Origin of the sequence: Pseudomonas wuhanensis (assembly GCF_030687395.1) — a bacterium.
GTDB lineage: Bacteria > Pseudomonadota > Gammaproteobacteria > Pseudomonadales > Pseudomonadaceae > Aquipseudomonas > Aquipseudomonas wuhanensis.
This window is the reverse complement of record NZ_CP117430.1, coordinates 4,835,088-4,859,451: the sequence shown is the minus strand read 5'-3', so window position 1 is coordinate 4,859,451 and position 24,364 is coordinate 4,835,088. Positions and strand designations below refer to the sequence as shown.

Annotated in this window: 25 protein-coding genes; 10 read left to right on the top strand and 15 right to left on the bottom strand. The window is 59.5% G+C overall.

What is annotated here, in order from left to right; all coding sequences use genetic code 11:
- The first annotated feature begins 5 nt into the window (after positions 1–5).
- Positions 6–1,817: a motility hub landmark protein FimV gene (locus tag PSH88_RS22435; RefSeq protein WP_305422726.1), complete on the top strand. Its 1,812-nt coding sequence runs from the start codon at positions 6–8 to the stop codon at positions 1,815–1,817.
- Positions 1,818–1,959: 142 nt separating this feature from the next.
- Here PSH88_RS22435 and PSH88_RS22430 read toward each other — a convergent pair whose 3' ends face one another.
- Complete coding sequence (locus tag PSH88_RS22430; RefSeq protein WP_305427042.1) at positions 1,960–4,149, bottom strand: patatin-like phospholipase family protein; 2,190 nt, start codon at positions 4,147–4,149, stop codon at positions 1,960–1,962.
- A gap of 71 nt (positions 4,150–4,220) precedes the next feature.
- Here PSH88_RS22430 and PSH88_RS22425 point away from each other — a divergent pair, with 71 nt between their 5' ends.
- Entirely contained in the window at positions 4,221–4,508 is a 288-nt protein-coding gene (locus PSH88_RS22425) for an Rdx family protein (RefSeq protein ID WP_007895010.1), read from the top strand.
- On the opposite strand, the gene PSH88_RS22420 is transcribed toward PSH88_RS22425, so the two are convergent.
- Together PSH88_RS22420 and PSH88_RS22415 are read right to left on the bottom strand one after the other, a co-directional pair.
- Positions 4,502–5,395 (bottom strand): DMT family transporter, encoded by an 894-nt coding sequence (locus PSH88_RS22420; protein WP_305422725.1) that lies wholly within the window; start codon positions 5,393–5,395, stop codon positions 4,502–4,504. The two genes, PSH88_RS22425 and PSH88_RS22420, sit on opposite strands and share 7 nt — an antisense overlap.
- Before the next feature lie 78 nt (positions 5,396–5,473).
- Positions 5,474–6,232, bottom strand: a complete 759-nt coding sequence (locus PSH88_RS22415) for a helix-turn-helix transcriptional regulator (protein ID WP_305422723.1) — start codon at positions 6,230–6,232, stop codon at positions 5,474–5,476.
- 148 nt (positions 6,233–6,380) lie between these two features.
- Between PSH88_RS22415 and PSH88_RS22410 the strand changes: the two genes are divergently transcribed.
- Positions 6,381–7,196, top strand: coding sequence for a UDP-2,3-diacylglucosamine diphosphatase (locus PSH88_RS22410; protein ID WP_305422722.1), 816 nt, complete (start codon positions 6,381–6,383; stop codon positions 7,194–7,196).
- 50 nt (positions 7,197–7,246) lie between these two features.
- Here PSH88_RS22410 and PSH88_RS22405 read toward each other — a convergent pair whose 3' ends face one another.
- The gene (locus PSH88_RS22405) at positions 7,247–7,837 is read right to left on the bottom strand and encodes an HD domain-containing protein (RefSeq protein WP_305422721.1); all 591 of its coding nucleotides are present in this window, start codon (positions 7,835–7,837) and stop codon (positions 7,247–7,249) included.
- Positions 7,838–7,936: 99 nt separating this feature from the next.
- Positions 7,937–8,248 carry an Mpo1-like protein gene (locus tag PSH88_RS22400; protein ID WP_305422720.1) on the bottom strand — a complete coding sequence of 104 codons (312 nt, stop codon included), beginning with the start codon at positions 8,246–8,248 and terminating at the stop codon, positions 7,937–7,939.
- Positions 8,249–8,406: 158 nt separating this feature from the next.
- On the opposite strand from PSH88_RS22400, the gene PSH88_RS22395 reads away from it, so the two are divergent.
- On the top strand, positions 8,407–9,468 hold the full coding sequence (locus tag PSH88_RS22395) for an AraC family transcriptional regulator (protein WP_305422719.1): 1,062 nt from the start codon (positions 8,407–8,409) through the stop codon (positions 9,466–9,468).
- Here the strand turns inward: PSH88_RS22395 and PSH88_RS22390 are convergent.
- Positions 9,425–10,879 (bottom strand): TrkH family potassium uptake protein, encoded by a 1,455-nt coding sequence (locus tag PSH88_RS22390; RefSeq protein ID WP_305422717.1) that lies wholly within the window; start codon positions 10,877–10,879, stop codon positions 9,425–9,427. The two genes, PSH88_RS22395 and PSH88_RS22390, sit on opposite strands and share 44 nt — an antisense overlap.
- Positions 10,880–11,001: 122 nt before the next feature.
- Between PSH88_RS22390 and PSH88_RS22385 the strand changes: the two genes are divergently transcribed.
- Entirely contained in the window at positions 11,002–11,568 is a 567-nt protein-coding gene (locus tag PSH88_RS22385) for an NAD(P)H nitroreductase (RefSeq protein ID WP_305422715.1), read from the top strand.
- Positions 11,569–11,689: 121 nt separating this feature from the next.
- On the opposite strand, the gene PSH88_RS22380 is transcribed toward PSH88_RS22385, so the two are convergent.
- From PSH88_RS22380 to PSH88_RS22350, 7 genes are all read right to left on the bottom strand, one after another.
- The gene (locus PSH88_RS22380) at positions 11,690–12,619 is read right to left on the bottom strand and encodes a transposase (protein ID WP_305421584.1); all 930 of its coding nucleotides are present in this window, start codon (positions 12,617–12,619) and stop codon (positions 11,690–11,692) included.
- A gap of 299 nt (positions 12,620–12,918) precedes the next feature.
- A complete protein-coding gene (locus tag PSH88_RS22375; RefSeq protein ID WP_305422713.1) occupies positions 12,919–14,259 on the bottom strand; it encodes a sensor histidine kinase in 1,341 nt (446 codons plus the stop codon).
- Positions 14,260–14,336: 77 nt separating this feature from the next.
- Entirely contained in the window at positions 14,337–14,786 is a 450-nt protein-coding gene (locus tag PSH88_RS22370; RefSeq protein ID WP_305422711.1) for a Spy/CpxP family protein refolding chaperone, read from the bottom strand.
- Between the two features lie 262 nt (positions 14,787–15,048).
- Entirely contained in the window at positions 15,049–15,726 is a 678-nt protein-coding gene (locus PSH88_RS22365; RefSeq protein WP_008010984.1) for a response regulator transcription factor, read from the bottom strand.
- 7 nt (positions 15,727–15,733) lie between these two features.
- Positions 15,734–16,147, bottom strand: a complete 414-nt coding sequence (locus tag PSH88_RS22360; protein ID WP_305422709.1) for a translation initiation factor 2 — start codon at positions 16,145–16,147, stop codon at positions 15,734–15,736.
- 110 nt (positions 16,148–16,257) lie between these two features.
- Positions 16,258–16,557, bottom strand: coding sequence for a YciI family protein (locus PSH88_RS22355; RefSeq protein ID WP_007984134.1), 300 nt, complete (start codon positions 16,555–16,557; stop codon positions 16,258–16,260).
- 1 nt (position 16,558) lies between these two features.
- Positions 16,559–17,155 (bottom strand): septation protein A, encoded by a 597-nt coding sequence (locus tag PSH88_RS22350; RefSeq protein ID WP_305422708.1) that lies wholly within the window; start codon positions 17,153–17,155, stop codon positions 16,559–16,561.
- 87 nt (positions 17,156–17,242) lie between these two features.
- Between PSH88_RS22350 and PSH88_RS22345 the strand changes: the two genes are divergently transcribed.
- The 5 genes from PSH88_RS22345 to rluB all read left to right on the top strand — a co-directional run bounded on the left by PSH88_RS22345 (position 17,243) and on the right by rluB (position 22,203).
- A complete protein-coding gene (locus tag PSH88_RS22345) occupies positions 17,243–18,106 on the top strand; it encodes a PHP domain-containing protein (protein ID WP_305422706.1) in 864 nt (287 codons plus the stop codon).
- Positions 18,107–18,119: 13 nt separating this feature from the next.
- Positions 18,120–18,749 carry an L-threonylcarbamoyladenylate synthase gene (locus tag PSH88_RS22340; RefSeq protein WP_305422704.1) on the top strand — a complete coding sequence of 210 codons (630 nt, stop codon included), beginning with the start codon at positions 18,120–18,122 and terminating at the stop codon, positions 18,747–18,749.
- Entirely contained in the window at positions 18,750–19,568 is an 819-nt protein-coding gene (locus PSH88_RS22335; protein ID WP_488169114.1) for a segregation and condensation protein A, read from the top strand.
- Positions 19,569–19,579: 11 nt separating this feature from the next.
- A complete protein-coding gene (scpB, locus tag PSH88_RS22330; RefSeq protein ID WP_305422702.1) occupies positions 19,580–20,584 on the top strand; it encodes an SMC-Scp complex subunit ScpB in 1,005 nt (334 codons plus the stop codon).
- A gap of 350 nt (positions 20,585–20,934) precedes the next feature.
- A complete protein-coding gene (rluB, locus tag PSH88_RS22325; RefSeq protein ID WP_253548715.1) occupies positions 20,935–22,203 on the top strand; it encodes a 23S rRNA pseudouridine(2605) synthase RluB in 1,269 nt (422 codons plus the stop codon).
- A gap of 174 nt (positions 22,204–22,377) precedes the next feature.
- Here rluB and PSH88_RS22320 read toward each other — a convergent pair whose 3' ends face one another.
- Together PSH88_RS22320 and PSH88_RS22315 are read right to left on the bottom strand one after the other, a co-directional pair.
- Positions 22,378–23,343: a M29 family metallopeptidase gene (locus PSH88_RS22320; protein ID WP_305422700.1), complete on the bottom strand. Its 966-nt coding sequence runs from the start codon at positions 23,341–23,343 to the stop codon at positions 22,378–22,380.
- A gap of 67 nt (positions 23,344–23,410) precedes the next feature.
- Positions 23,411–23,548, bottom strand: a complete 138-nt coding sequence (locus PSH88_RS22315) for a hypothetical protein (RefSeq protein ID WP_007938535.1) — start codon at positions 23,546–23,548, stop codon at positions 23,411–23,413.
- Positions 23,549–24,364 lie beyond the last annotated feature (816 nt).

Genomic DNA, 24,364 nt, shown 5'->3' with positions numbered 1-24,364 from the left:
TGCTCATGCTCGAGAGTTGGCACGTTGTATTGCGGTGTTGCGCCAGGCTGCTGTTGGTCGGTGGTGCTGTCACTTACTCGGCATTGGCCCCTGCGCTCGGGTTGGGTGAGATCACCCAGCATTCGGCGTTGAATCAGCCGTTCAATGCCGACATCGCCCTGGTGGACGCCGGCGGTCTGGGGGAGGGCGAGCTATCGGTCAGCCTGGCAACGGCGGACGAGTTCAGCCGCGCTGGCGTCGAGCGGGTGTTCTTCCTCAATGACCTGAAGTTCACACCGATCCTGCGAGGCAACCGTAGCCTGATCCGGGTAACCTCCAACAAACCGGTCAATGAACCCTTCCTGAATTTTCTGGTGCAGCTCAATCAGCCCAACGGGCGTTTGCTGCGCGAATACACAGTGCTGATCGATCCGCCGGGTTCGCCGGGAATTGTTCCCGTCAACGACGAACCCACGCCGCGCCCTCAATCTTCCGCGTTCCCGTCCGTCGAACCGGCTGTTGCACCGCCACCGGCTGTGAAAGGGGCGACGCCCAAGCCTGATGTCGATAAACCAGCTACCGCACCTTCCAATGATGCTGTTGCCGAACAACTGGCCGCCAGCGTGCTGCAGAATCAACAGTTGCAAAAGACCATCGATGAACTCAATGCGAAGCTTCAGGGGCAGGACGAGCAGATCGCCGGTCAGAAAAAGCAGGTGATCGAGCTGCAAACCCAATTGGCGGAAGTCAAACAGGCATCGTTAGAGCCGGTCGTGCCCCAGGTGACGGCACCGGTGCCCGTTGTAGTAGAGGAGTCTGAACCGACTCCGTGGCTGCTGATCATCGGGTTGCTGGCAGTGGTGGCGTTGGTATTGCTCGGCGTATTCATTCGTCGTCAACGACAGCAGGTTCAGGCTCAGGTCCAGTCCGAGCCGTTACCCGTGCTGCCGTCGCGTCATGAACCGGTGCTCAACCGTACCGCAGAACCGATCAGGCCGGCGTCCCAGCCGCAACCGCTAGCCGGATCGGCCGAAGAAACTCCTGCAGGCGACGTGCTGGAAGGGGTGGGTATCTATCTGGCGTATGGGCGTTTTTCCGAGGCGGCCGGTTTGTTGCGAGACGCGTTGGTCAGGGAACCCCAGCGCACCGATCTGGCCGTGCAACTGTTGGAAGTCCTCGGTAAACAGGGCGACGTGCAAGCTTACGACACGCAGGAAAGTAGCCTGCGAGACGCCGGGTTCGATGCACAGCAACTTCAGGACATCCGCGCCCGCCATCCGAAACTGCTCAGCGCCGCACCGGTGGTCGCCGCCGTGGCAGTGGCGCCACCCATGCCTGCAATCCCTGAAGCGGCACCGAGCGATGAGTTCCAGTTGAACCTCGATGACCTGTCGATGGATTCGAACTGGGACCTGATCAGCCCCTTTGAAAGCTCACCGTCCAGCGCCAAACCGTCGAATGAGCCAACGCAGGTAGACGACCCCGGCTTCACTTCGAATCTGCATGTATTGCCCGATGTTTTCGAAATGCCCGAGGAGCCGACGCTGGACGAGCCCGAGCTTGAATGGATCGCCGAGCCTGACGCTCAATCTCTGGACGAGACCTTTCTCAACGAATTCAGCGATCCTCTCCAGCCACTGGAGCTTGAGCCGCTGAATGCTGAATTGATGGATCTTGAGCCGGCGGGGCCGAGCAGCGCGGGCAAACTCGAACAGGCCCAGACCTGCATCGACGACGGCGATCTGGACAGCGCCATCGAGCTGCTTAACGAGTTACTCAAGGACGGCGACGAACCGCTCAAGGAGACGGCCCGGACTCTGTTGGCCGGTATCCGATAGGGAAGTTTTGAAGATCCAATGTGGGAGCGGGCTTGCTCGCGAAAGCGTCATAACATTCAACCTCTTTGGTGATTGTCAGTCCGCTTTCGCGAGCAAGCCCGCTCCCACATTTTTATAGAGGATACCTGTAGAGGTGTTCGCTTTAGAACGTCTGCCCCAGGTTCAGATAAACCGCCTGTTCATCCGCATCGTTAATGCCGTAACTGAAGTTCAGCGGTCCCAGCGGCGTGTCGAAACCGATGAACACACTGGCCGCATTGATGTAGCCGCTGTCGAATTCATTGTCGTTGTTCCACGCCCGGCCACGCTCCAGCGAGCCTCCGATGTACAGGGGGAAGTCCAGCGCCAGGTACGAGCGCGGTGTCAGGCGGCGGTAGTAAACCCCGCGCATCAGGCTGACGTTTTGTCCGGAGATCGCATCCTCGCGAAAGCCCGACAACTGCCGCGCACCGCCGAGCAGGAAACTGGAAGTGACCACGTTGGCCTCATCCAGCGTGCGTCCGTAACGCCCGCCAAGGATAAAGGTGTCCGGGCCGCTACTCAGGGCCTTGTCCAGTTTGAACTCCCATTGGCGATAGCGTTTGTCCGAACCCAAGCCCGGTTCGAACTGACGGAATGACAGGCCGATATCCTGGCCTTCATGAGGGAAATAGACATTGTCCAGCGAGTCGAACGAGTACTTCAGTTCATAGAAACCCTCGTTGAAGTTTTCACTCGGTAAATCCTGATCGCCGATGCGCACGTCAGCCTTGCCCCAGGCCTCACCGACACCGAAGCGCACTTCGCCGCTATTGCCGATTTGCCGGCCGACGTTCAGGCCCAAACCGTAGCGTTCGACGCGGTATTGGGCGATTGGATCGTTGTCCAGGATCGCTTCGACGTTCTGCGCTTCGAATGCCGCATAAGGCGCGATGAAGTAGCGCGAGCCGACATCCAGCGGCTGATAGAACTCAGTGTAAAGTTCCTGCTTGTCACCGAGCTGCGCCCGGGTCAGCCATTCGGCACCGAGGCGATTGATGCCGTTGACCCGGTAACTGGCGCCCAGGTTGAAAGCGCTGTCGCCGCGCATGTCGTCCGACAGGTTCAAACCCACCCGCAGATAATCGGTGCCGCTGCGTTTGCCGCGGGCGCTGATCACCAGGGTGTGATCGGCGCCCTTATGGACGACGCGGTATTGCACCTGCTCGAAGTAATCGAGGCCGTACAGGGTGCCCATGTCGGTTTGCAGACGGCCCAGGTCCAGCGGTTCGCCAATGTGCTGGCGAATGTAGTAGCGGATTACGTCATCGCCGACCTTCGAGTCGTTTTCCACTTTGATCGCGGTGATGATGGGGGTGCGTTGGCTCGGCGCCCGGGCGGCGGTCAGTTCGGCGTCCAGCGGTTGTACAGGTTTGAGCCGCGCCAGACGCGCGTCGAGAATTCGGGTTGCGCGGTAGCCAGCGTCGATCATTTCCTGGGCTTTACCGAAATCGGTAACGCCGAAACTCGCCAGCGGTGGCTGGATCAATACGTCGTCTTTGTGCAGGGCGGCCAGTTGTTCCTCGGAGTTGCGCCGGGTCATCAGGGTGATCGACTGGTTCAACACATCGACCACGGTGGTCAGTTGTTTGCGATTGCGCAGTGGTGTGCCGATGTCGACCACGATAGCGATATCGACGCCCATCTCCCGCGCCACGTCCAATGGGATGTTGTCGGTCATGCCGCCGTCCACCAGCAAGCGGCCGTTGAGCTCGACCGGTGCGAACACCGCCGGGATCGACATGCTGGCGCGAATCACCTGAGGCAGGTGGCCCTTGCGGAACACCACTTTTTCGCCGCTGGCGATGTCCGTTGCCACCGCTCGAAAGGGGATTGGCAATTTGTCGAAGTCGCGGGTATCGCTGGTGTGGGCCAGCAGGCTTTCCAGCAACAGCGCCAGGTTCTGGCCCTGAATCACCCCAAGCGGCAGACCGAGGCTGCCGTCGTCGCGGAAGCTGAGTTTCTGTTTGACGAGGAAATCCCGATCATCCTGCTTGCGCCGGAAGGGCACATCTTCCCGAGGAGGAGCGTCGGACAGTGCCTGCTGCCAGTCGATGCCGAGGGCGAGTTTTTCCAGCTCATCGATCTGATAGCCCGAGGCATACAGGCCGCCGACGACCGCGCCCATGCTGGTGCCGGCAATCGCATCAATCTTAATGCCTTGTTCTTCCAGTGCCTTGAGCACACCAATGTGCGCCAGGCCACGGGCAGCACCACCGGACAGCACCAGACCGATTTTCGGTCGGGGGGCTTCAGTGGCTTGCACGATCAAGGGGAAGAGGCACAGCAACAGGCAGGACAGCAAACGGCGCATCATGGATCTCGGGGCAAGCGATAAAGGCGGCTATTATAGCGACGCCCTCTGGCACAGGAGTTTTGCCAATCATGACCGCACGTAAACCGGAAATCGTCATCACCTATTGCACGCAATGCCAATGGCTGTTGCGCGCCGCCTGGCTGGCCCAGGAACTGCTCAGCACCTTCGGCGACGACCTGGGCAAAGTGTCTCTGGTGCCTGGCACCGGCGGGGTTTTTCACATTTTCTGTGACGATGTGCAGCTCTGGGAGCGCAAGGCCGACGGTGGTTTTCCCGAGGCCAAGGTGCTCAAGCAGCGGGTCCGCGATCAGATCGATCCGGACCGCGACCTGGGCCACAACGACCGCACTCAGTGAGACGGGGCTTGCGCCGCCACGGCGTTCTTGCTTGAACTGCCGGACAACCGGCTCGAGACTACGATGGCCACGATGATCAGCGCACCGCCGATCAGCATGCGCAGCGTCGGGTTTTCATCGAACAGCAGCCAGGCCAGGGTGATACCGTAAACCGGCTCCAGAGCAAACACCACTGACGCAGTCCGGGCTTTGATCACCGCCAGGCTGGCGACGAACAGGCTGTGGGCGACGCCGGTGCAGAACACCCCGAGCAGGCCGATCCACAGCCAGTCGATGGCGCGCACTTCGCTCAACTGCGGCACCGCCACCGGCAGCAGGCAGATCGCAACCACCACGTTCTGACACAGTGCAGCCTGCACCGGCGGAATTCGTCCGGAGCTGGCGCGGTTGGTCAGGGACAGCAGCGCGAACAGCAAGCCGGAAGCTACCGCCCACAACAGGCCGGCGGTGGCGCCGCTGGCCAGATCGAAATCCGGCGTGACCAGTACCAATCCGACGCTGACCAGTACCACCAGCAGGATTTCGTTGGCGCGGATGCGCTCGCGGAAGATCAGCCCTTCGAGGATCACGGTAAACGCCGGAAAACTGGCAAAACCCAAGGTCGCGATCGCCACCCCGGCCACCTTCACCGCGATGAAGAAACTCACCCAGTGCCCGGTCAGCAGCAAACCGCTGAGCAGCAGGCGACGCAGGTCCACGGCGTTGAGTTTCTGCCAGCGGGTATTGCTGGCGAACCGTGCGAAAAATGCCAGGGCGAGGACGGCAAACGCGGCACGGCCGAACACGATGATGGCCGGCGAGGCAGCGGCGAGTTTGCCGAATACGCCAGTCAGGCCGAACATCAGTGCACCGATATGCAGAGCGCCAAGGGCGGTACGGGGAGTCATTGCAATCCTTAACGACAAACGAACAAATGTCCTACATTGAACCGTGCTGAGCCGGTTATGTCTGTCGCCAGACTCGCGTCATTTGTCGCCAGCCTCGCGGCGCAATTTACCGGGTGAGGCGCCAAACTCACGCAGTACCGCTGCGGCGAAAGCGCTCTGCGAGCTGTAGCCGACCCGACAGGCGATCTCGCCAATGGGCAGCGCTGAATCGCGCAACAGGCTCACGGCAATGTGCAGCCGACGACTGCGAATGTAGTCCATCGGCGTCTGCCCGCATTCCGTCACGAACCGTGCATGCAATCGAGCGCTGGACAGCCCGGCAATGCGCGCCAGATCGGCGACTTGCAGTGGATAGGCCGCGTATTGATCGATGTGCGCATTCAGCGCCGCATAAGGCAGACGTCGACCGCCCACACTGTCGGGTTTGGCGTTGTTCAGGCTGGCCAGCAACAGCACCGCGCCTTGCTGGGCGATCAGCGGATCACTGATCTGGCTGCCCGCCAGCCAACTCACCAGTTGGCTTTGCCCGGCGTCCAGCGACAGACGCCCGGCGTTGTCGAGCAAGCGGCGGCTGGCTTCGGCGTGATCGCCAAGGGACTGCGAAACCCACTGGTCGCTCGGCACATCCAGCACCAGGCAACGACTGCCATGGGCGCTGTCGCAGGCATGATGCGCGCCCGACGGCACCACCACGAAACTCTGCTGCACCACCTGACTGCCATGCCCCTCGACCTCGAAGTCCAGCGCGCCCGACAGCCCGAACACCAGTTGCGCGTGGTCGTGGCTGTGGACGATCAGGTCGTGGGTGTACTGGCGTAGCGTGAGGATCGGTCTCATCGCAGGTCTCATGGCGATTTTGATGAGTGAGGCGCCAGTCTACACCGAGGGCACGCATGCGCGCGTTGTCACAGGACTGACTTGCGATTGTCATGGGCAATTAACCCGACCGGCGCAAGCTTGCCAAAACTTGTCCTGAGGGTTGCCCATGACCAGCGCCGAGCTCGCCAAACCCAGCCGTAAGCAACGTGTGCGGACCTTATGGATTTCCGATGTGCATCTGGGCACTCGGGACTGCCAGGCCGAACACCTGTCGCAGTTTCTCAAGGGCTACCACACCGACAAGATCTACCTGGTCGGCGACATCATCGACGGTTGGAAACTGCGCAGCGGTATGTATTGGCCGCAAGCGCACACCAATGTGATTCGTCGCCTGCTGACCATGAGCAAGCGCGGCACCGAAGTGATCTACGTCACCGGCAACCATGACGAATTCCTGCGCCGTTATTCCAAGCTGATACTGGGCAATATCCAACTGGTGGACGAAGCCGTGCACGTGACCGCCGATGGCCGTCATTTGCTGGTTATTCACGGCGACCAGTTCGACGTGATCACCCGTTACCATCGCTGGCTGGCGTTTCTCGGCGATTCGGCCTACGAATTCACCCTGACGCTCAACCGTTGGCTCAACCATTGGCGTGCCCGTTATGGCTACGGCTACTGGTCGCTGTCGGCGTACCTCAAGCACAAGGTCAAGACCGCCGTCAGTTTCATCAGCGATTTTGAAGAAGCCATCGCCCACGAATGCGTCAAACGCGAGTTGCACGGTGTGGTGTGCGGGCACATTCACCATGCCGAGATTCGCAAGGTCGGCGGGGTGGATTACCTCAATTGCGGGGATTGGGTGGAGTCATGCACGGCGCTGATCGAGCATTGGGATGGGTCGATCGAGCTGTATCGGTTGGCCGATGCCCAGGCGCGGGAGGCGGAGTTGAAGGCGGTGAAGGTCACGGAGCCGGCTTAAAAATCAGGATATTGCCCGCGATGGACCGCGAAGCGGTCTCCTGAGACCTATCAGGCTGGCGCGTGTTCTTCCATCGCCGCCTTGTAAATCGAATTCTTCGGCTGCGCAAACAAGCGCTCCACCATCGGTTCGAAGAAGCTCAGCGGCAGCGTGTCGTACGCCGGATCAAACGCCGCCGCATCGTACCGGGCACAAAACTCGATGGTCGCCTGATACTGCGGATGACCACTGAATTGCTCGCGCAAATGCCGGTCCATGCCCAGGTGATGAAAGAAGTAATAGCCCTGGAAAATTCCATGCTTCTCCACCATCCACAGGTTCTCGGCGCTGACGAACGGCTTGAGGATCGCCGCGGCGATGTCCGGGTGATTGTAGGAGCCCAATGTGTCGCCGATGTCATGGAGCAGGGCGCAGACCACGTACTCTTCGTCGCGACCATCGCGCCAGGCGCGGCTGGCGGTTTGCAGGGAGTGAGTCAGGCGATCCACCGGGAAACCGCCGAAATCCCCCTCCAGTAACTTCAGGTGCGCCACGATCCGTTTGGGCAATTGCCGGGCATAGGCGCTGAAATCCGCGGCGATGATCGCCCAGTCTTCCTGCGTGCCGTCCTGCATGTGAGTGAAACGGGCGTGGGCATTCATCGGCTATCCTCTTGTTCTGACGGAAAGGGATGTTTCGAGTGTAGGGCTTGGATTTAGCACCGCACTGGCCGCACAGGACGCTTTTGTGGCCAATGGAGCCTAGAACGGCACGCGACCCAGAATCATGTCGCGGTACATGACGAAATCGCCGAGCAGGCTGTAAAGAGGATGCTGAAAGGTGGCAGGGCGATTCTTCTCGAAGAAGAAATGCCCGACCCAGGCGAAGCTGTAACCGGCCAGCGGCAGGGCCAGCAACATCCACCACGCGCCGTTGCCGATGGTCAGCACCAGAATGAAAATAACCAGGGAGGTGCCGACAAAGTGCAATCGTCGGCAAGTGCTGTTGCGGTGTTCGCTGAGGTAATACGGGTAAAACTCAGCGAAGCTATTGAAACGCTTGATGTTTTCCACGACTGCGATCTCTGTGGTTGCTGTGCACGCGACAAGTAGTGCTGCGGGTAGCTTATTTAAGTCTAGAGTGATCATTGGTATCAGCCAGTGACAATAGGCGCCACTTTAGTATCCTTGGGTATTGGGTCGTGGCATGCGGCCATTACGTAGTAAACGCCATGAGCGAACGAACGACTTCTGCAAGCTGGGCGATGGGGATTGTCAAAGCACTGGAAATGGACGGCCTGGATTGCCGGGTTCTGTTCAGGCAGCTAGGGCTCGACTATGCGGCACTGGATGATCCGGATGCGCGCTTCCCGCAAGATTCCATGACGCGGCTCTGGCAGCGCGCGGTCGAGTTGTCCGGCAACCCGGCGATTGGCCTGAACATGGGCAAGGTGGTGCGACCGGCGTCCTTCCATGTCGCCGGTTATGCCTTGATGTCCAGCCAGACCCTGGCTGAAGGCTTTCAACGTCTGGTGCGTTATCAGCGAATCATCGCCGAAAGTGCCGACTTGAGTTTCCGATTGCTGGATGAGGGTTATGCGCTGATTCTGACGGTCCATGGCGATCACCTGCCGCCGACCCGACAGAGTGCCGAAGCATCATTGGCCTGCGCCCTGGCACTCTGCGGCTGGCTGACCGGTCGCACGTTCCAGCCGCGCAAGGTTTTGCTGCAAGGTGATGAGCCCGTTGATCTTGAACCTTATAAACAAGCCTTCCATGCCCCGTTGATGTTCAACGCGCCGTATGACGCCTTGATCTTCGAGCGCGCCGACATGGAGGCGCCGCTGCCCACCGCCAACGAGGCCATGGCGCGGTTGCACGACCGGTTTGCCGGCGAATACCTGGCGCGGTTTTCCGAGACCCGCGTGACCCACAAGGCGCGGCAGGTGTTATGCCGTCTGCTGCCCCAGGGCGAACCCAAGCGCGATGCGGTGGCCCAGACACTGCACTTGTCGCAACGCACCTTGCAGCGTCGCTTGCAGGAAGAGGGCACGAGTTTTCAAACGTTGCTGGACGACACCCGACGTGAACTGGCCGAGCAATACCTGGCGCAACCGAACATGACCCTGCTGGAAATTGCCTACCTGCTGGGGTTTGCCGATCCGAGCAATTTCTTCCGCGCCTTCCGACGCTGGTTCGATTCCACCCCCGGCGAATACCGGACGCGGCTGATGGAAGCACCCTTGCCGATTAATGACGCCAGAACGCCGGGATACACAGAACAAACACCGTAATGATCTCCAGCCGGCCCAGCAGCATGCCGAACGAGAGAATCCACTTCGCGGCATCCGGCAGGCTGGCGAAGTTACCCGCCGGGCCAATCGTTTCGCCTAGCCCCGGGCCTACGCCAGACACCGTGGCGGCCGCGCCGGTAAGCGCTGTCATCCAGTCCACGCCCAGTAGCGACAGCAGCAGTGCGATGACGCAAATGGTGATGGCGAAGAAGAACGAAAAGGTCAGGATCGAGCGCACGATCTCTTCGTCGAGACGGTGGCCGTTGTACTTCTGCTTGATCACCGCGCGCGGGTGAATCAACTGGTTAAGGTTGGCCTTGAGCAGAATGTAGGCAACCTGGAAGCGGAAAATCTTGATCCCGCCCGCGGTCGAACCCGAGCAGCCGCCAACAAATCCCAGATAAAAGAACAGCATCAGCGAGAAGTTGCCCCAGAGGCTGTAGTCCCCCAGCGCAAAACCAGTGGTGGTCACCACCGATGTCACGTTCAGTGCCACATGCCGCAGGGCCTCCAGCCAATGCAACTGAGTGGTCCACCAGTACCAGGTGCCGAGCACCAACCAGGTCACCAGCAACATGCCGAGCAAGCCTTGAACCTGTTCATCCTTGATCAAGGCCCGACGGTTACCGCGCAGGGTCGCTACGTACAGGGTGAACGGCAGGGCACCGAGAATCATGATGACAATCGCAACCCAATGCACCGCAGGCTCCGGCCACTTGGCCAGAGACTGGTCGGAAGTCGAGAAACCACCGGTGGAAATCGCTGACATCGCGTGATTGATTGCATCGAACGGGCTCATCCCGGCCCACCAGAACGCCAGGCTGCCGAAAATGGTGATGCCGACGTAGGCCGCAACGATCAAACGCGCCACCATGTGCGAACGGGGCATGACCTTTTCGGAACGGTCCGACGACTCGGTCTGAAACAGCCGCATGCCACCGATGCGCAGCAGTGGCAGAATCGCTACCGCCATGCCGATAAAGCCGATGCCGCCGATCCAGTGCAGCAATGAGCGCCACATCAGGATGCCGGGAGACATGTTGTCCAGGCCTGTGAGCACCGTCGCACCGGTGGCGGTGATGCCGGACATGCTTTCGAAGAACGAGTCGGTGTAGGTGATGTGTTGGGTCAGCAAGAATGGCAGGGCGGCGAAGATGCACACCACCAGCCAGCTGCTGACGGTCAGCAGGTACATGTCGCGCGGGCGCAGATGGATGTGCTCGGGGCGCCCGGGTATCACCAGGGCCAGGCCGGCGACAAAGGTAATCATGCTGGCCCAGAGGAACGATGGCAGGTCGCTGGTGCGTTCGAAGATCACCAGGGTGGCCATGGGCACGACCATAGCGATGGCCAGCGTGATCAGGAAGATGCCGATGATGAAACCAATGATCCGTAAGGTCGGCAACGCCATGAAGTCCGCTCGGGCTGATAGTGGGAAGGGCGCCATTCTACCTGTGGGGCAGGGCATGTAAACCGACGCCGTCGCGACAGTTGACGCTAGAATAGCCAAACATTTTCTACAGGAGGTGGCCGATGCAGGCTCTCGACGCTTTGCTCAACCGTGTTTCCGTCCCACGACTGCTCGATCCGGCGCCCACTGCCGAGCAACGGGAAGTGCTGTTTGCCGCCGCGATGCGCGCGCCAGACCATGGCCACTTGCAGCCTTGGCGCTTCCTGACAGTCGAAGGCGCGGCACGCGAGCAAATGGGTGAGTTGCTGGCCGAAGCGGCGAAGCTGCAAGACAGTGATGTGTCCGAAGCCTTGCTGGACAAGGCGCGCAACGGCCCGTTGCGTGCGCCGCTGGTGGTTGTGGTGATTGCGCGTTTGCAGGAGCACGACAAGTATCCCAAGTCCGAGCAACTGTTGGCGGCAGGCTGTGCGGCTCACGGGATTTTACTGGCGGCCTATGCGCAAGGCATTGGCGCGGTGTGGCGCACCGGTGAGCTGGCGTATTCGGCGCATGTGGCCAAAGGCTTGGGGCTGGCGGAAGGGGAAGAGGTGATTGCGTTTCTTTACCTTGGCACGCCGCAGAAAGAGCCGCGTGTTGCGGAGAAGGTTGATCTGGCCGAATTCGTCAGCGCCTGGCCCGGTAAGGCCTGAAGGCGTAGATTCAATGTGGGAGCAACTGTCTTGATGTCTTTTATTTTGAAGTTTGATCAAAGGGCAGCCGAACTTCCACAGTCTCAAACCATGTGATTTCCCAAATGAGCAAGCAGTCTGTTTAGGCTGCCTGCTCTCTCCACTCAGTTTGGTCACGGATCATCGCGTTCAGCCTTATCAACAACACCCGCATGCAGGCGATCAGCGCCACTTTCGCGCATTTACCTCTCAGGCGAAGCGCGTCATATCGGGCTTTGAACTCGGGTTGTCGCAAAATCACAGCCCAACTGGCCATGTACATCGCACGTCGCACGGCAAATCGGCCACCGCTTATATGACGAGGCCCTTCGTGGTTGCCGCTGTCGTCGTTGTAAGGGGCGATCCCTGCCAGTGCTGCGATCTCGTGCCGTCCAACCTCTCCCAGCTCAGGCAGGTAGGCCATGATGCTGGCTGCGGTCACGAGCCCTAGTCCCTTAACCGAGCGCAAGCGGGCAATTTTTTCACTGTCCAGGTCTTTGGCGCTTTGGCAGATCAGCTGTTCTATCGACTTTATTGCCTGATCTAAATAGTCGATATGGCTTTGCAACAAGGGTTTTATCGAGTCGACAGAAGCCGTTTTGATACGCCGCCTGTCGTCACTTTGCTGCTGAACAAAGTTTTCGCGTTGCTGTACCAGCGCACGCAAATTGTCCTGTTCGGCGCTGGTGATACGGCTATCGGCGTCCTTTATAATCGTTGCAAATTCGGCGAGAAGCCGCGCATCTATCGCGTCTGTTTTAGCGCGATAACCCATTGCCTTGGCAAAATCTTTCGCCCGACGAGGATTGATTCGTAAGACGTCAAAGCCGCCCCTTTGAAGCACCTTCATGGGCCCCCGCTCGTAGCCACCGGTGGCTTCCAGTAACACGCGGGTGACTTCGAAGCCTTTTAACCAATCAATCAGCACCGGGAAACCACTGGCGCTGTTCGGAAAACTCGCACCAATGCCTTGCGAATTAATCCAGACTTCCAGACTGTCTTTGGAAACATCAATGCCTGCGCAGGAAAACATGGCTAAACCCTCTTACACTCATAAATGAGAGCGCTCTGGTTGGGCTCCACGCTTGTAATGTTCGAGGTCGGCTCGTTCAACTGTTCGGGCTCAATAACCAGAGTGGAGAGGTGAATGGCAGCATGGGCTCCCACACGTGCTGCTAGCACTCCGGGCGTTCAGCTTGCCACTCACCGCTCTCATCTTCAGTCTAAGTCCTGCGCAAGACACAAGCGGGCTTGCTCGCGAAAGCGGTGTGTCAGGCAACGATGATGTCGACTGACACTCCGTCTTCGCGAGCAAGCCCGCTCCCACAGGGTTCAGGGTTGAACCACCGCCCCCGGCACCAGCGGCAGTTCCAGGCTGGCAACAAACCCGCCCTCCGGGTGATTGGCCAGCACCAGACTGCCGCCATGTCGCTCCGCCGCACGCCGCGCAATGGCCAGCCCCAGGCCATGCCCGGCCGCTGTCTGCCCCGGCGCCCGATAGAAGGGTTCAGCCAACTGAGTCAAATGCTCGGCCTCTACCCCGGGGCCGTGATCACGCACGCTGACTACAATCCTGTCGCCCTGACGCAACGCCTGCATTTCGATCGGCTGCCCGACCGGGTTAAAGCGCTGGGCATTGCGCAGCAGGTTGTCCACGGCGCGCTCGATCATGGTCGGCCAGCCTTTGAGGTTCAGTTGCGGCTCGGCCTCAAGGCGTACGTTCTGCTCGGGCGAGCCCAGCTGCGCATCTTTTTGCAGGGTATTGAGCAGCGCGTTGAGATCCACGTCTTCAGCACTGGCGTTGTCGGCATCGACGCGCGCCAGTACCAGGATTTCGCTGATCAGCGCTTCCAGTCGATCGCATTCACGGGTCAGGCGTGGCCAGAGCTTTTCCCGCTCCTCAGAGTTGGCCCGCTCGGCCAGCGCCAACGCTATGCGCAGTCGGGCCAAGGGTGAGCGTAATTCGTGAGACACGTCCCGCAGCAATTGCCGCTGGCTGCCGATCAGGCTTTGCAGGCGAGCGCCCATGCGGTTGAAGTCGTTGGCCAGCACGCCGAACTCATCGCGGCGGTTGGCCAGCTGCGCCAGGCTGTTTTGTTGATACGTCGTCTGCCCCAAGTCATGCACGGCGCTTCGTAAACGGCTCAGTGGTCGCGTGATGGAAAAGGTCACCAGCAAGCTGAACAGAGTCAACACCACCAGCGCGATGCCCAGTGCACTCAACGGCCAGAGCAGGCTTTCGCGGTGCCAGGCGTCCAGTTCCGGGTGCGGAACGCGATAGATCAGCAGATAGGTGTCGCCTGTCTTGGCGCTGGTGTATTCATCGGTCAGACGCCGCCATGGCAGGCGTCGATCGTCATTGTTCTGCCGGGCTTCGAAGGCCGCCGCCCGCCGGGGGAAGGTGCCGCGTACCACCGGGTCACCCGCCTCGTTGAGCACTTGAACGTTGATGTGATACTGACGCTTGCGCTGTTCCAGAATGTCCTGGGCGGCTTCTTCACCCTGGCTTTCGTAGGTTTGTGTCCACTGTTCGGCCAACGTGTTAAGGCCCGGGTGGCGGCTGAGAATCCACGCATCCTGGTTGAGCATGTGCCCGAGCAGAATGGAAAGCCCTGCAACCAGAGCGATAGCCAGCCAGAAGCTGGCCAGGATACGCCAGAACAATGAGCGCACAGAAAATCCTCGAACAAACGCAATCCATGTGGCAAAAGACCCAACGGGGTTTAGCCGTTGGGTCCGGGGTTAGCGCATTATTGCGCTTTTTGCGCTTGCTGCGCTTTCCAGGCCTTGAACTCGGCCCATTCGGCGCGGCGCTCAGCCTTTTTCTTCTGGATCTCGTCGAATTGCTTCTGTTGATCCGGCTTCAGCAGTGCGCGAACGTCGGCTTCGGCTTTCTTGTGCTTGGCCTCCATCTCGTCTTTCAGGGCTTTCTGGTCGGCTGGCGAGAGTTTTTCCAGGTACTTGTCGACCAGTTGCTGACGCTCATGCATCTGCTCGCCCATGATCTTGCGGATTTGCTCGCGCTGTTCGCGGCTCAGGTCCAGCTGGCTGTAAGGGCCTTTACCGTGCATGCCGTGCATCTGACCGCCGTGGCGCGAGCCGTCCATGTGGTCACCCATCGGGCCTGCGCCTTCAGGCATGGCCATGGCAACGGTCGGCAGGGCGGCAGCAAACATCAAAGCGATAAGAGTCTTGCGCATGGTGTATCTCCTTGTCTCATTCCCGGTACGTTCCGGATGTGTGCAGATTACGGAGATCAAGGTCAGCGGCGGTCAGCGGAGCGTAAAGCTTGGGTAAAGATGATTTCGTGGCGTCCTTACACATTTTGCTGGCAGTGAACTGTGGCGAGGGAGGTTGCTCCCGTCGGGCTGCGAAGCGGCCCCAAAAAAAGGCCTGCTGCGCAGTCCAACGGGAGCAAGCTCCCTCGCCACAGGTTGCGCTTATCCAGTTCTTTCTCGGTTCTTACAGGCTGTAGTAGTAACCACGACTGCGCAGAGCAACGATGCGCGGGCGGCCATCGGGGTGCGGGCCGATTTTTTTGCGCAGGTTGCTGACATGCATGTCGAGGCTGCGGTCGTACAGGGTCAGTTTGCGACCAAGGGCGATTTGCGCCAGTTCCTGTTTATCCAGCGGTTCACCGGGCTGCTTGAGCAGGGCTTCGAGCAGACGGCTTTCGGAGACGGTGAGGGTGAATTCCTGTTCATCGATGCTGACCACGCCACGCACCGGGCTGAAGCACAAGTCACCCAATTCGAGCTGGCTGGAGACGGCCGTCGGATGACTGCGGCGCAACACCGCGCGCAGGCGGGCTGTCAGTTCCCGTGGGTCGCACGGTTTGGCCAGGTAATCATCGGCACCGAGTTCCAGGCCGAGAATGCGGTCCAGCGGTTCGCCACGGGCCGAGAGCATCAGTACCGGTAAATCCGGATGGTCACTGCGCAGTTGCTTGAGCAGTTCCAGGCCGCTGCCGTCCGGCAGCATCACGTCCAGCACCACGGCCGCGGGGGATGTTTCGGCCAACGCCCGGCGCGCGCTCTGGCCATCGTGGCAGGCACGGACCTGAAAGCCTTCCTGGCTCAGCCAACTGCTCAGGAGCTCACACAGCTCTTGGTCATCATCAATTAATAACAGCTCGCTCATCACTCACTCAATTTAGCCATTGCCGACGTTTTCTGGTTGCACCACTGGCGAAGATACCGCAGAGCAAGGCCAATAGCGCTACTGCGGCACCGATAACGAACCATTGCTGCTGATCTGTCAGCAGGCGTGGCAGCGAGCTGCTGGCCTGAGCCTCCTTGAGTTGCAGCTTGAGGCGCTGATTCTCCTGGCGCAACCGGCTCAGCTGAGCGCTTTCACGTTCGCTATCGGTATTTTGCAGTTGTTTGCTCAGTTCTTCTCGTTGCTGTTCGCTTGCCTTCAAGCGCTGCTGCAACTCGGTGATCTGGCCGCCGGCGCTCAAGGACAGCGGCGTCGAACTACCGCCATTGGCGCTCTCTTCACCATGGGCGGGCGCCATGATCGACAACGTCACCAACATCAGACACAACGGACCTTTGCGCATCGCAACTCCTGATTCCAATACGAGTACTGGGCAGGTTGTCGGCCGGTAAACAAGAATAATGAGCGATTGAAAGCGCGATGAACCGACAAGGCTCATCGCGCGGGAGGGCTTTATGGCAGGACTTGCTTGAACGGCTTGACCAAAACGTTGGCGTAGACGCCTGCGGCAATATACGGGTCAGCATCGGCCCAGGCCTGTGCGGCGCTCAGCGAATCGAACTCAGCGACGATCAGGCTGCCGGTGAAACCCGCCGCGCCCGGATCATTGCTGTCGACCGCCGGGTGCGGACCGGCCAATACGATACGACCTTCGCCTTTGAGCACTTGCAGGCGCTCAAGGTGCGCAGGCCGTGCGGCCAGGCGGGCTTCCAGGGAGTTGGCGACGTCTGTGGCAATGATTGCGTAAAGCATGTCAGTCCTCGGTTTTTGGCGTTGTGGTATCGGCATCGTGCAGGTGGCGGGACAAGTAAATGCCCTGGGCGACCAGGAACAGCAACGTCATGCCCAGGCTACCGAAGACTTTGAAGTCGACCCAGTAGCTCTGGAACGTGAACGCAACGAACAGGTTGGCGGCGCCGCAAAACAGGAAAAAGCCGATCCAGGCGATGTTCAGACGGGTCCAGACCGGCTCCGGCAGCGTCAGTGCGTGGCCCATGATGCGTTTGATCAGCAGTTGATCACCGATGAAGTGGCTGCCGATGAACCCGAGGGCGAACAGCCAGTTGACCACCGGCGCTTTCCATTTCAGGAAGGTCTCGCTGTGGAACGCCAGGGTCAGGCTACCGAAGACCAGGCAGGCGATGAGGGTCAGCCACTGGCTCTTCTCCAGCTTGCGCTGCTTGATGAACAGCGTGCCGTAGACCACCAGGGAGCTGAGGATCAGCACTGCGGTGGCGCTGTAGATACCACCGACAGACAGTTGATAACCGCCGATGTCGACGACACGTGGATCGATTTTGAAGACGATGAAAAACAGCAGAAGCGGGATGAAGTCGATGAATTGTTTCACAGTGGCAGCCAGAAGCAGGATGTGGCGGCATAATAACAAACATATTGACGCGCGATAGCGTCAGCTGATTTGAGGTGACACAGTCCTGTGAATGTTGATTTGCACTGCCATAGCACGGCTTCCGATGGCGCCCTGGCGCCTGCGGCACTGGTTGCGCGTGCGTTCGAGAAAGGCGTGCGAGTCCTGGCCTTGACCGATCATGACACCCTTGAAGGCCTCGACGAGGCCCGTAGCGCCGCGACGGCGCTGGGGATGCAACTGGTTAATGGCGTCGAATTGTCCTGCACCTGGGGCGGGGCAACCATTCACGTGCTGGGCTACGGTTTCGACGTCAATGCGGCGCCGTTGGTCGAGGCCATCGCAAAATTGCACGATGGCCGCTGGCTACGGTCCGAAGAAATAAGCCGCAAGTTGGCGTTGAAAGGCATGCCGGGGGCGCTCGATGGCGCCCGGGCCATTCAACAGGAGTTGGGCGACAGCGGTAATGCGCCGGCCCGTCCGCACTTCGCCGACTGGATGGTGCGCGAAGGTTTCGTCAAGGATCGCGCCGAAGCGTTCCGCAAATGGCTGGGCGCCGGCAAACTGGGGGACGTCAAACAACACTGGCCGACTCTGGAAGACACCGTCGAAACCCTGCGCGCCGCGGGTGCCTGGATCAGCCTGGCGCATCCCTGGCACTACGATTTCACTCGTAGCAAGCGTCGTCGCCTGATTGCCGACTATATTCAAGCAGGGGGCCACGCGATAGAAGTGGTCAATGGCCATCAACCCGCCGAGCAGGTGGGCAGCCTGGCGATTCTAGCCCGCGAGTTTGGTCTGCTGGTCAGCGCCGGCAGTGATTTTCATGGCCCTGGAGGCTGGTCCGAGATCGGTGAATACCGCCCGCTCCCGGAGGATCTGCCACCACTGTGGTGTCGATTCAAACATGACCCAATTATTACCGCCGTCTGAACAGGTAGAGAATGTGAGTCAATTTTTCCAGATTCATCCGGAAAACCCGCAACCGCGCCTGATCAAACAGGCTGTCGAGATCATCCGCAACGGCGGGGTGGTGATTTATCCCACAGACTCTTCCTACGCCATTGGTTGCCAGATCGGCGACAAAAATGCCGTGGAGCGCGTGCGCCGGCTGCGTCAGCTGGATGAAAAGCACAACTTCGCGCTGATTTGCAGCGACCTGTCGCAGTTGGGGCTGTTTGCCAAGATCGATACCGGCACCTTCCGGGTGCTCAAGGCTCACTTGCCGGGGCCTTACACCTTCATTCTCAACGCCACCCGCGAAGTCCCGCGGCTGTTGCTGCACCCGAAAAAACGCACCATCGGCCTGCGTGTGCCGAGCCATCCGATTGCCCTGGCATTGCTGGAAGAGCTTGGCGAGCCGCTGATGAGCGTGACTCTGATCATGCCCGGCGACACCGACCCGTTGAGCGATCCTTACGAAATGCGCCAGTTGCTCGAGCATCAGGTGGACCTGATCATCGACGGCGGTTTCGGCGGGATCAAGGCGTCCACCGTGATCAGCCTCGCCGACGGCGAGCCGGAAGTCATCCGCGTCGGTTGCGGCGACCCTGCGCCTTTCATGGCCGAGGCCTAGATGTCTGCAGTAGAACCCGTCGACAGCCAGGCCGGCGCCCAGCAAGAACTGCCTTTCGCCATGGTCTATGGCCAGGCGGTCATGGAAATGCCGCTGGACTTGTACATTCCACCGGATGCGCTCGAGGTCTTTCTTGAAGCTTTCGAAGGCCCGCTCGACTTGCTGCTGTACCTGATCCGCAAACAGAACATCAACATCCTCGACATCCCGGTGGCGGAAATCACCCGTCAGTACATGGGGTACGTCGAGTTGATGCAGTCGGTGCGCCTGGAGCTGGCCGCCGAGTACCTGGTGATGGCCGCGATGCTCGCCGAGATCAAGTCGCGGATGCTGTTGCCCCGTGCCGAAACGATCGAAGACGAAGAAGACGATCCTCGTGCCGAGCTGATTCGCCGCTTGCAGGAGTACGAGCGCTTCAAGGCTGCTGCCGAAGGCATCGATGGCCTGAGCCGCGTCGGCCGCGACGTGGTGGTGCCCAAGCTCGATGCCCCGGAAGCCCGGGCGCGCAAACTATTGCCGGATGTGAGTCTGGAAGAGTTGCTGATGTCCATGGCCGAGGTCTTGCGCCGTGGTGACATGTTCGAAAGCCACCAGGTCAGTCGTGAAGCGCTGTCCACCCGTGAGCGTATGAGCGATGTACTGGAACGGCTCAAGGGCGGCGGTTTTGTGCCGTTTGTCGAGCTGTTCACCGCTGAAGAAGGGCGCCTGGGGGTGGTGGTGACCTTTATGGCGATCCTCGAACTGGTCAAGGAATCCTTGGTCGAGCTGGTGCAGAATGAGCCGTTCGCGGCGATCCATGTCCGGGCCCGAGCCGAATAACGAGTTGAATCATGAACCTGACTGAACCCCGCGAGCTGGCGCCACTGCTTGAAGCCTTTCTGTTGGCCTCGGGAAAACCGCAATCGCTTGAACGCCTGTTCGAACTCTTCGAAGAAGGCGAGCGGCCCGAGCCCCCTGTTTTCAAGAAAGCGCTGACAATTCTGGCCAAATCCTGCGACGGTCGTGCTTTCGAGTTGAAGGAAGTCGCCTCCGGGTATCGCCTGCAGATCCGCGAAAAGTTCGCGCCGTGGGTAGGACGTTTGTGGGAAGAGCGGCCGCAACGCTATTCCCGCGCCATGCTCGAAACCATGGCCTTGATTGCCTATCGTCAGCCGATCACCCGGGGCGAGATCGAAGACGTGCGCGGCGTGGCAGTCAACAGCCACATTGTGAAAACCCTGCTGGAACGTGAGTGGATCCGCATCGTCGGTTACCGCGACGTACCCGGCAAACCCGCGATGTTCGCCACCACCAAGGCGTTTCTCGATCACTTCAACCTGAAAAACCTCGACGACCTGCCGCCGCTCGCCGAGCTGCGTGAGCTGGAACCTGATCCTGTCCTCGATTTCGACGACGCGCCGGTGCCGGCCGGGTTGCAAGAACTGGCCGATTCCAGCGCTGAACCGGAGGAGCCCAAGGAAGAAACCAGTTTCCACACACTGTTGCTGGAACTGGACACCATGGAAGAAGGGCTCAAGACAGACTTCGACGATTTGTTGCGCGATGGTGCGGTGACCGAGAGCGAAGGGGAATTGGCTCAACCCGGGCTTGAAGCCGAAGTTGAACCTCAGGTCGAGGCTGAAGCTGAAGCTGAAGTCGAACCAGAACCAGAACCAGAACCAGAACAGGAACAGGAAGATGACATTCTTGGCGTCGCCGAAGCTCGTGAAAAACTCCTGGCCGCCGTTGCCGCTCTTGAACAATCGAAACCCGAGCCCGAGTTGACCGACGAAGAAGCCGAAGCCAAGGCTCTGGCAGAAGCAATCGAGGCCGAGCGTCGCCAGTTCGAAGATTGACCCAAATCCTGCGGGCAACGGGAATCCCTGTGGGAGCGGGCTTGCCCGCGAAGAGGGAGTGTCAGTCAACATCATTGCTGGCTGACCCACCGTTATCGCGGGCAAGCCCGCTCCCACAGGGTGTTGTATTGACTGGAGTATCAACTGCGGTTGATCGAGTTCGGCACCACCGGTCGGCGGAAAATCAAGTAAGTCGTCATTGATCCGCTAGTCTCTGATGCGCGAACGTCTCCATGAGCGTATGATTCGCGACCCTTCGGCGATCGCTTCGCCCAAGCGCTTCAAAAAAGTACCCAGATTTACATCGCTTCAGGCAAAAGCCTGAACAGACCACACCGGGAGGTGCCCAGATGAGTATCAACGACCAGAAAGACGACCAGGAAATCGGCCCCGCAGGCGAAAAGCTGCAGAAAGTCCTCGCCCGTATCGGCGTCGGCTCGCGCCGTGACGTAGAAGCCTGGATCAGCCACGGCCGCATCAAGGTCAATGGCAAAGACGCCACCCTCGGCCAGCGCGTCGACCTGCATGACGCCATCACCATCGATGGCCGGGTGATCAAGCGCGAAGAAGCCGCCGAGTCGGTACGCCGCGTGATCATGTACAACAAACCCGACGGTGAAATCTGCACCCGTAACGACCCTGAAGGTCGTCCGACCGTGTTCGACAAGATGCCGCGCCCGAAAGAAGGTCGCTGGATCAACATCGGTCGTCTGGACATCAACACCACCGGTTTGCTGATGTTCACCACCGACGGTGAGTTGGCCAACCGCCTGATGCACCCCTCCTACGAAATGGACCGTGAATACGCGGTACGTGTACGTGGCGAAGTCGACGACGAGATGATTGAACGCCTGAAAGCAGGCGTGGTGCTCGAAGATGGCCCGGCCAAGTTCACCGACATCAAACAGGCTCCAGGTGGTGAAGGTTTCAACCACTGGTACCACTGCGTGGTGATGGAAGGTCGTAACCGCGAAGTCCGTCGTCTGTGGGAATCCCAGGGCCTGGTGGTCAGCCGCCTGAAGCGCGTGCGTTTCGGTCCGGTGTTCCTCAACTCCGACCTGCCGATGGGCCGCTGGCGTGAAATGAGCCAGTACGAAGTCGACATTCTCAGTGCTGAAGTCGGCCTGACGCCGGTGGCGATGCCGCAAATGAACGCCAAGAGCAAAGACAAGCTCGATCGCATGCAGCGTAAATCGTCGCGTCCGATGGGCAAGACCGAGCGCGTGCGTACGTTGCGTCCAGCAGCCGGTGGCCAGACAGCTGTTGCTCCGCGTGATTCCCGCGAGCCACAGATCGAAGGCGAACGCCCGGCCCGCAAGCCGGCGCCACGTCAGGACGGCGAGCGCGGCCCACGCACGCCACGTCCGGCCAACGGTCGCACTGAGCGTGGCGAAGGTCGTGGCGCTCCATCCGGTGGTCGTAGCGATCGCGGCGCGCCTGCCGGTCGTGGTACGCCCGTGGCAGACCGCCCGGCCGACACCAAGCGCCCGGCCAAGCCGGCGCCGAAGAAACGCCCAGGCATCGTGCTGGTCGACCGTGATGCGCCATCGGGCAAACGTCGTGGCGCGCCAGCCGGTTCCGGCCAGCGTCCGGGCTTCGGTCGTCGCAAGCCTGAGTAATCGGTAAGCGCTGCATGAAAAACGCCATCCCTCGGGATGGCGTTTTTTTGTCTGATTAATCGTTCCCACGCTCCGCGTGGGAATGCAGCCCGGGACGCTCTGCGTCCCAACCGCGGACGCAGAGCGTCCATTGATGCATTCCCACGCAGAGCGTGGGAACGATCAGCTTTTCGGTTAAAACACAAACCGCCCATCAAACAGCGGGTCATCATCCAGCGCCAACACGCCACTGGAGAAGATCAGGTCCAAATGATGACTACCCTTGGCGCCACCACCCAGGCCAAGGTGCAAGCCGCAATGGCGTTCCTCGAACCCGGCATTGCGCGCATACAAATCTTTCACGCCTTCGTTGGTGCCGATCCCCAACTCCTCGATTCGCCGATTGGATGGATTGGCGTCCAGGTACTTGTTGAAGTCATGTTCCAGTCCCGGCACATCGGTGGCGATTTTGCTGATGGTCGAGTTTTCGATCCACAACTCCAACGGTGATGCCAACACGCCGTACTTGCGGGCAAATGGAATCGTACTGAGGAAAGTCCCCATAAACTTCACCCGCCCATTAATGGCCTCGCTATGAGTGGCGATCTCGCCGGGCGCCAGGTCGAAGTTGCCGATACCGTTGATGTCGGTCCACTTCTTGATACTGCTCAAAGGTGCTTCGAACCACGACCCATGATCATCTTTGAAGCTCAGGGTGGTGGCGTGGGACATGCGCTGGATCAAGTGGCTGTTCAACCCGGCAATTCGCTGCGGGGTGACACTGAAGGTGTCGTAGAAGTAATCGCCGTAATCCTTGAACAGCAATGACTTCTTCCAGTTTTCCGCCATCACGGCTTGCAGTGCGCGAACAAACTCCGGGCCGTCGGGACGCGGGTTGGGCAAGGTGGAAGAGTCGTAAAAGAAAATGTACAGATCGCTGTCGGTAATCGCCTGGGCCAGCAATTCGGTGGGCTCGAGGTCCAGACGCATCGCGCTGAAGTTGAACCTTGGGCTGTTTCCGGCCTGTTCGGCGATGGCGCCGGTCAGTGCCTCGTAATCAGCGGTGTGGCCGAGCAAGACCTTCGCCGGGTTGATACCGGCAACGGCAGGGTGATGTTCGAGGTAGTAAAGGAAATGCGAGATGGCGCGTTGCTTATCCATGTAGTCCTCCCTGACAAACCGAGAAAGGGGCAGGCACGACCGGCCGGATCATGCCTGCCGGGATGTCTTACAGAGGCCACATCGCCGTGCCGAACGGAACAACCGCGTCGGCTTGCATCATTTCGACGGCGGCTTCATGGGTCGGTGCTTCAAACCAATCGTCCAGTTGCAGTTCAGTGTCCAAGTCTTTGTCCAGTGCTTGCATGGTGAATCTCCTAGATGACTTTTTCGGTAAGAACAGCGGCGTGCTTTTCATTCGTTGAAGAGCGCGTCAACGTGCCGGTCGATGCGGCTCGGCAAGTCGCTGAAAACCTAGTCCACCGGGTTTTAGAATGCAAAAAAATAATTAAACAATTTTCATTTGAACTATTTATTCCATTTTTCGAAAGGCAATTTTCTTAATAAAAAACAGAAAACTAAGCAGGATATTTCCTTAGGAAGCTTCCTATCGTCAATTTACAGTCAGTGGGCTTCTGGATCTGATTTGGAAAATTTACGTTACGCCTTGTCAACAAAACCTTACGAAAAGCGCTCTTAAACCCCGTGGAATGCCGCGAGGGAAAGGTGTGTAAGGAAAACCTTCCGCTAACCGCCGGGTTTGTAACCTTCAAGGGCTCTGGCACGCTTGTTTCAGCAACGCAGGAAGGGTGAGATGCGCCCCATGCCTGTCGTGCAGGTGCATAACAAGAAGGAGGCGCAATGAACGCCGTGACTCATTTCCATCTCTCCCCAAAGGGCGATTTTTCCGCTGCCCTTATCGAAGACCTGCAAAGGTCTGACTCAATTTTTGCAGTCGCCCGAGACCCTCGAGGCGAACACAGGCAATCCCGGCAACCGACGCGCTGATCCAGCGGTGTCTGGCAGCAGGGGGTTACAGGTGTACAATGCGCCGCGTTTTAACTGTGACCCTCTGCGCAACAGCGCAAACTTCAAGGCTACCCGCCTTGTTCACTCCGCCGCGTCACGAGCGTGTCGGGTTCGATTTCGTCACAGATAAAAACAAACAGGTGACGCATGACTG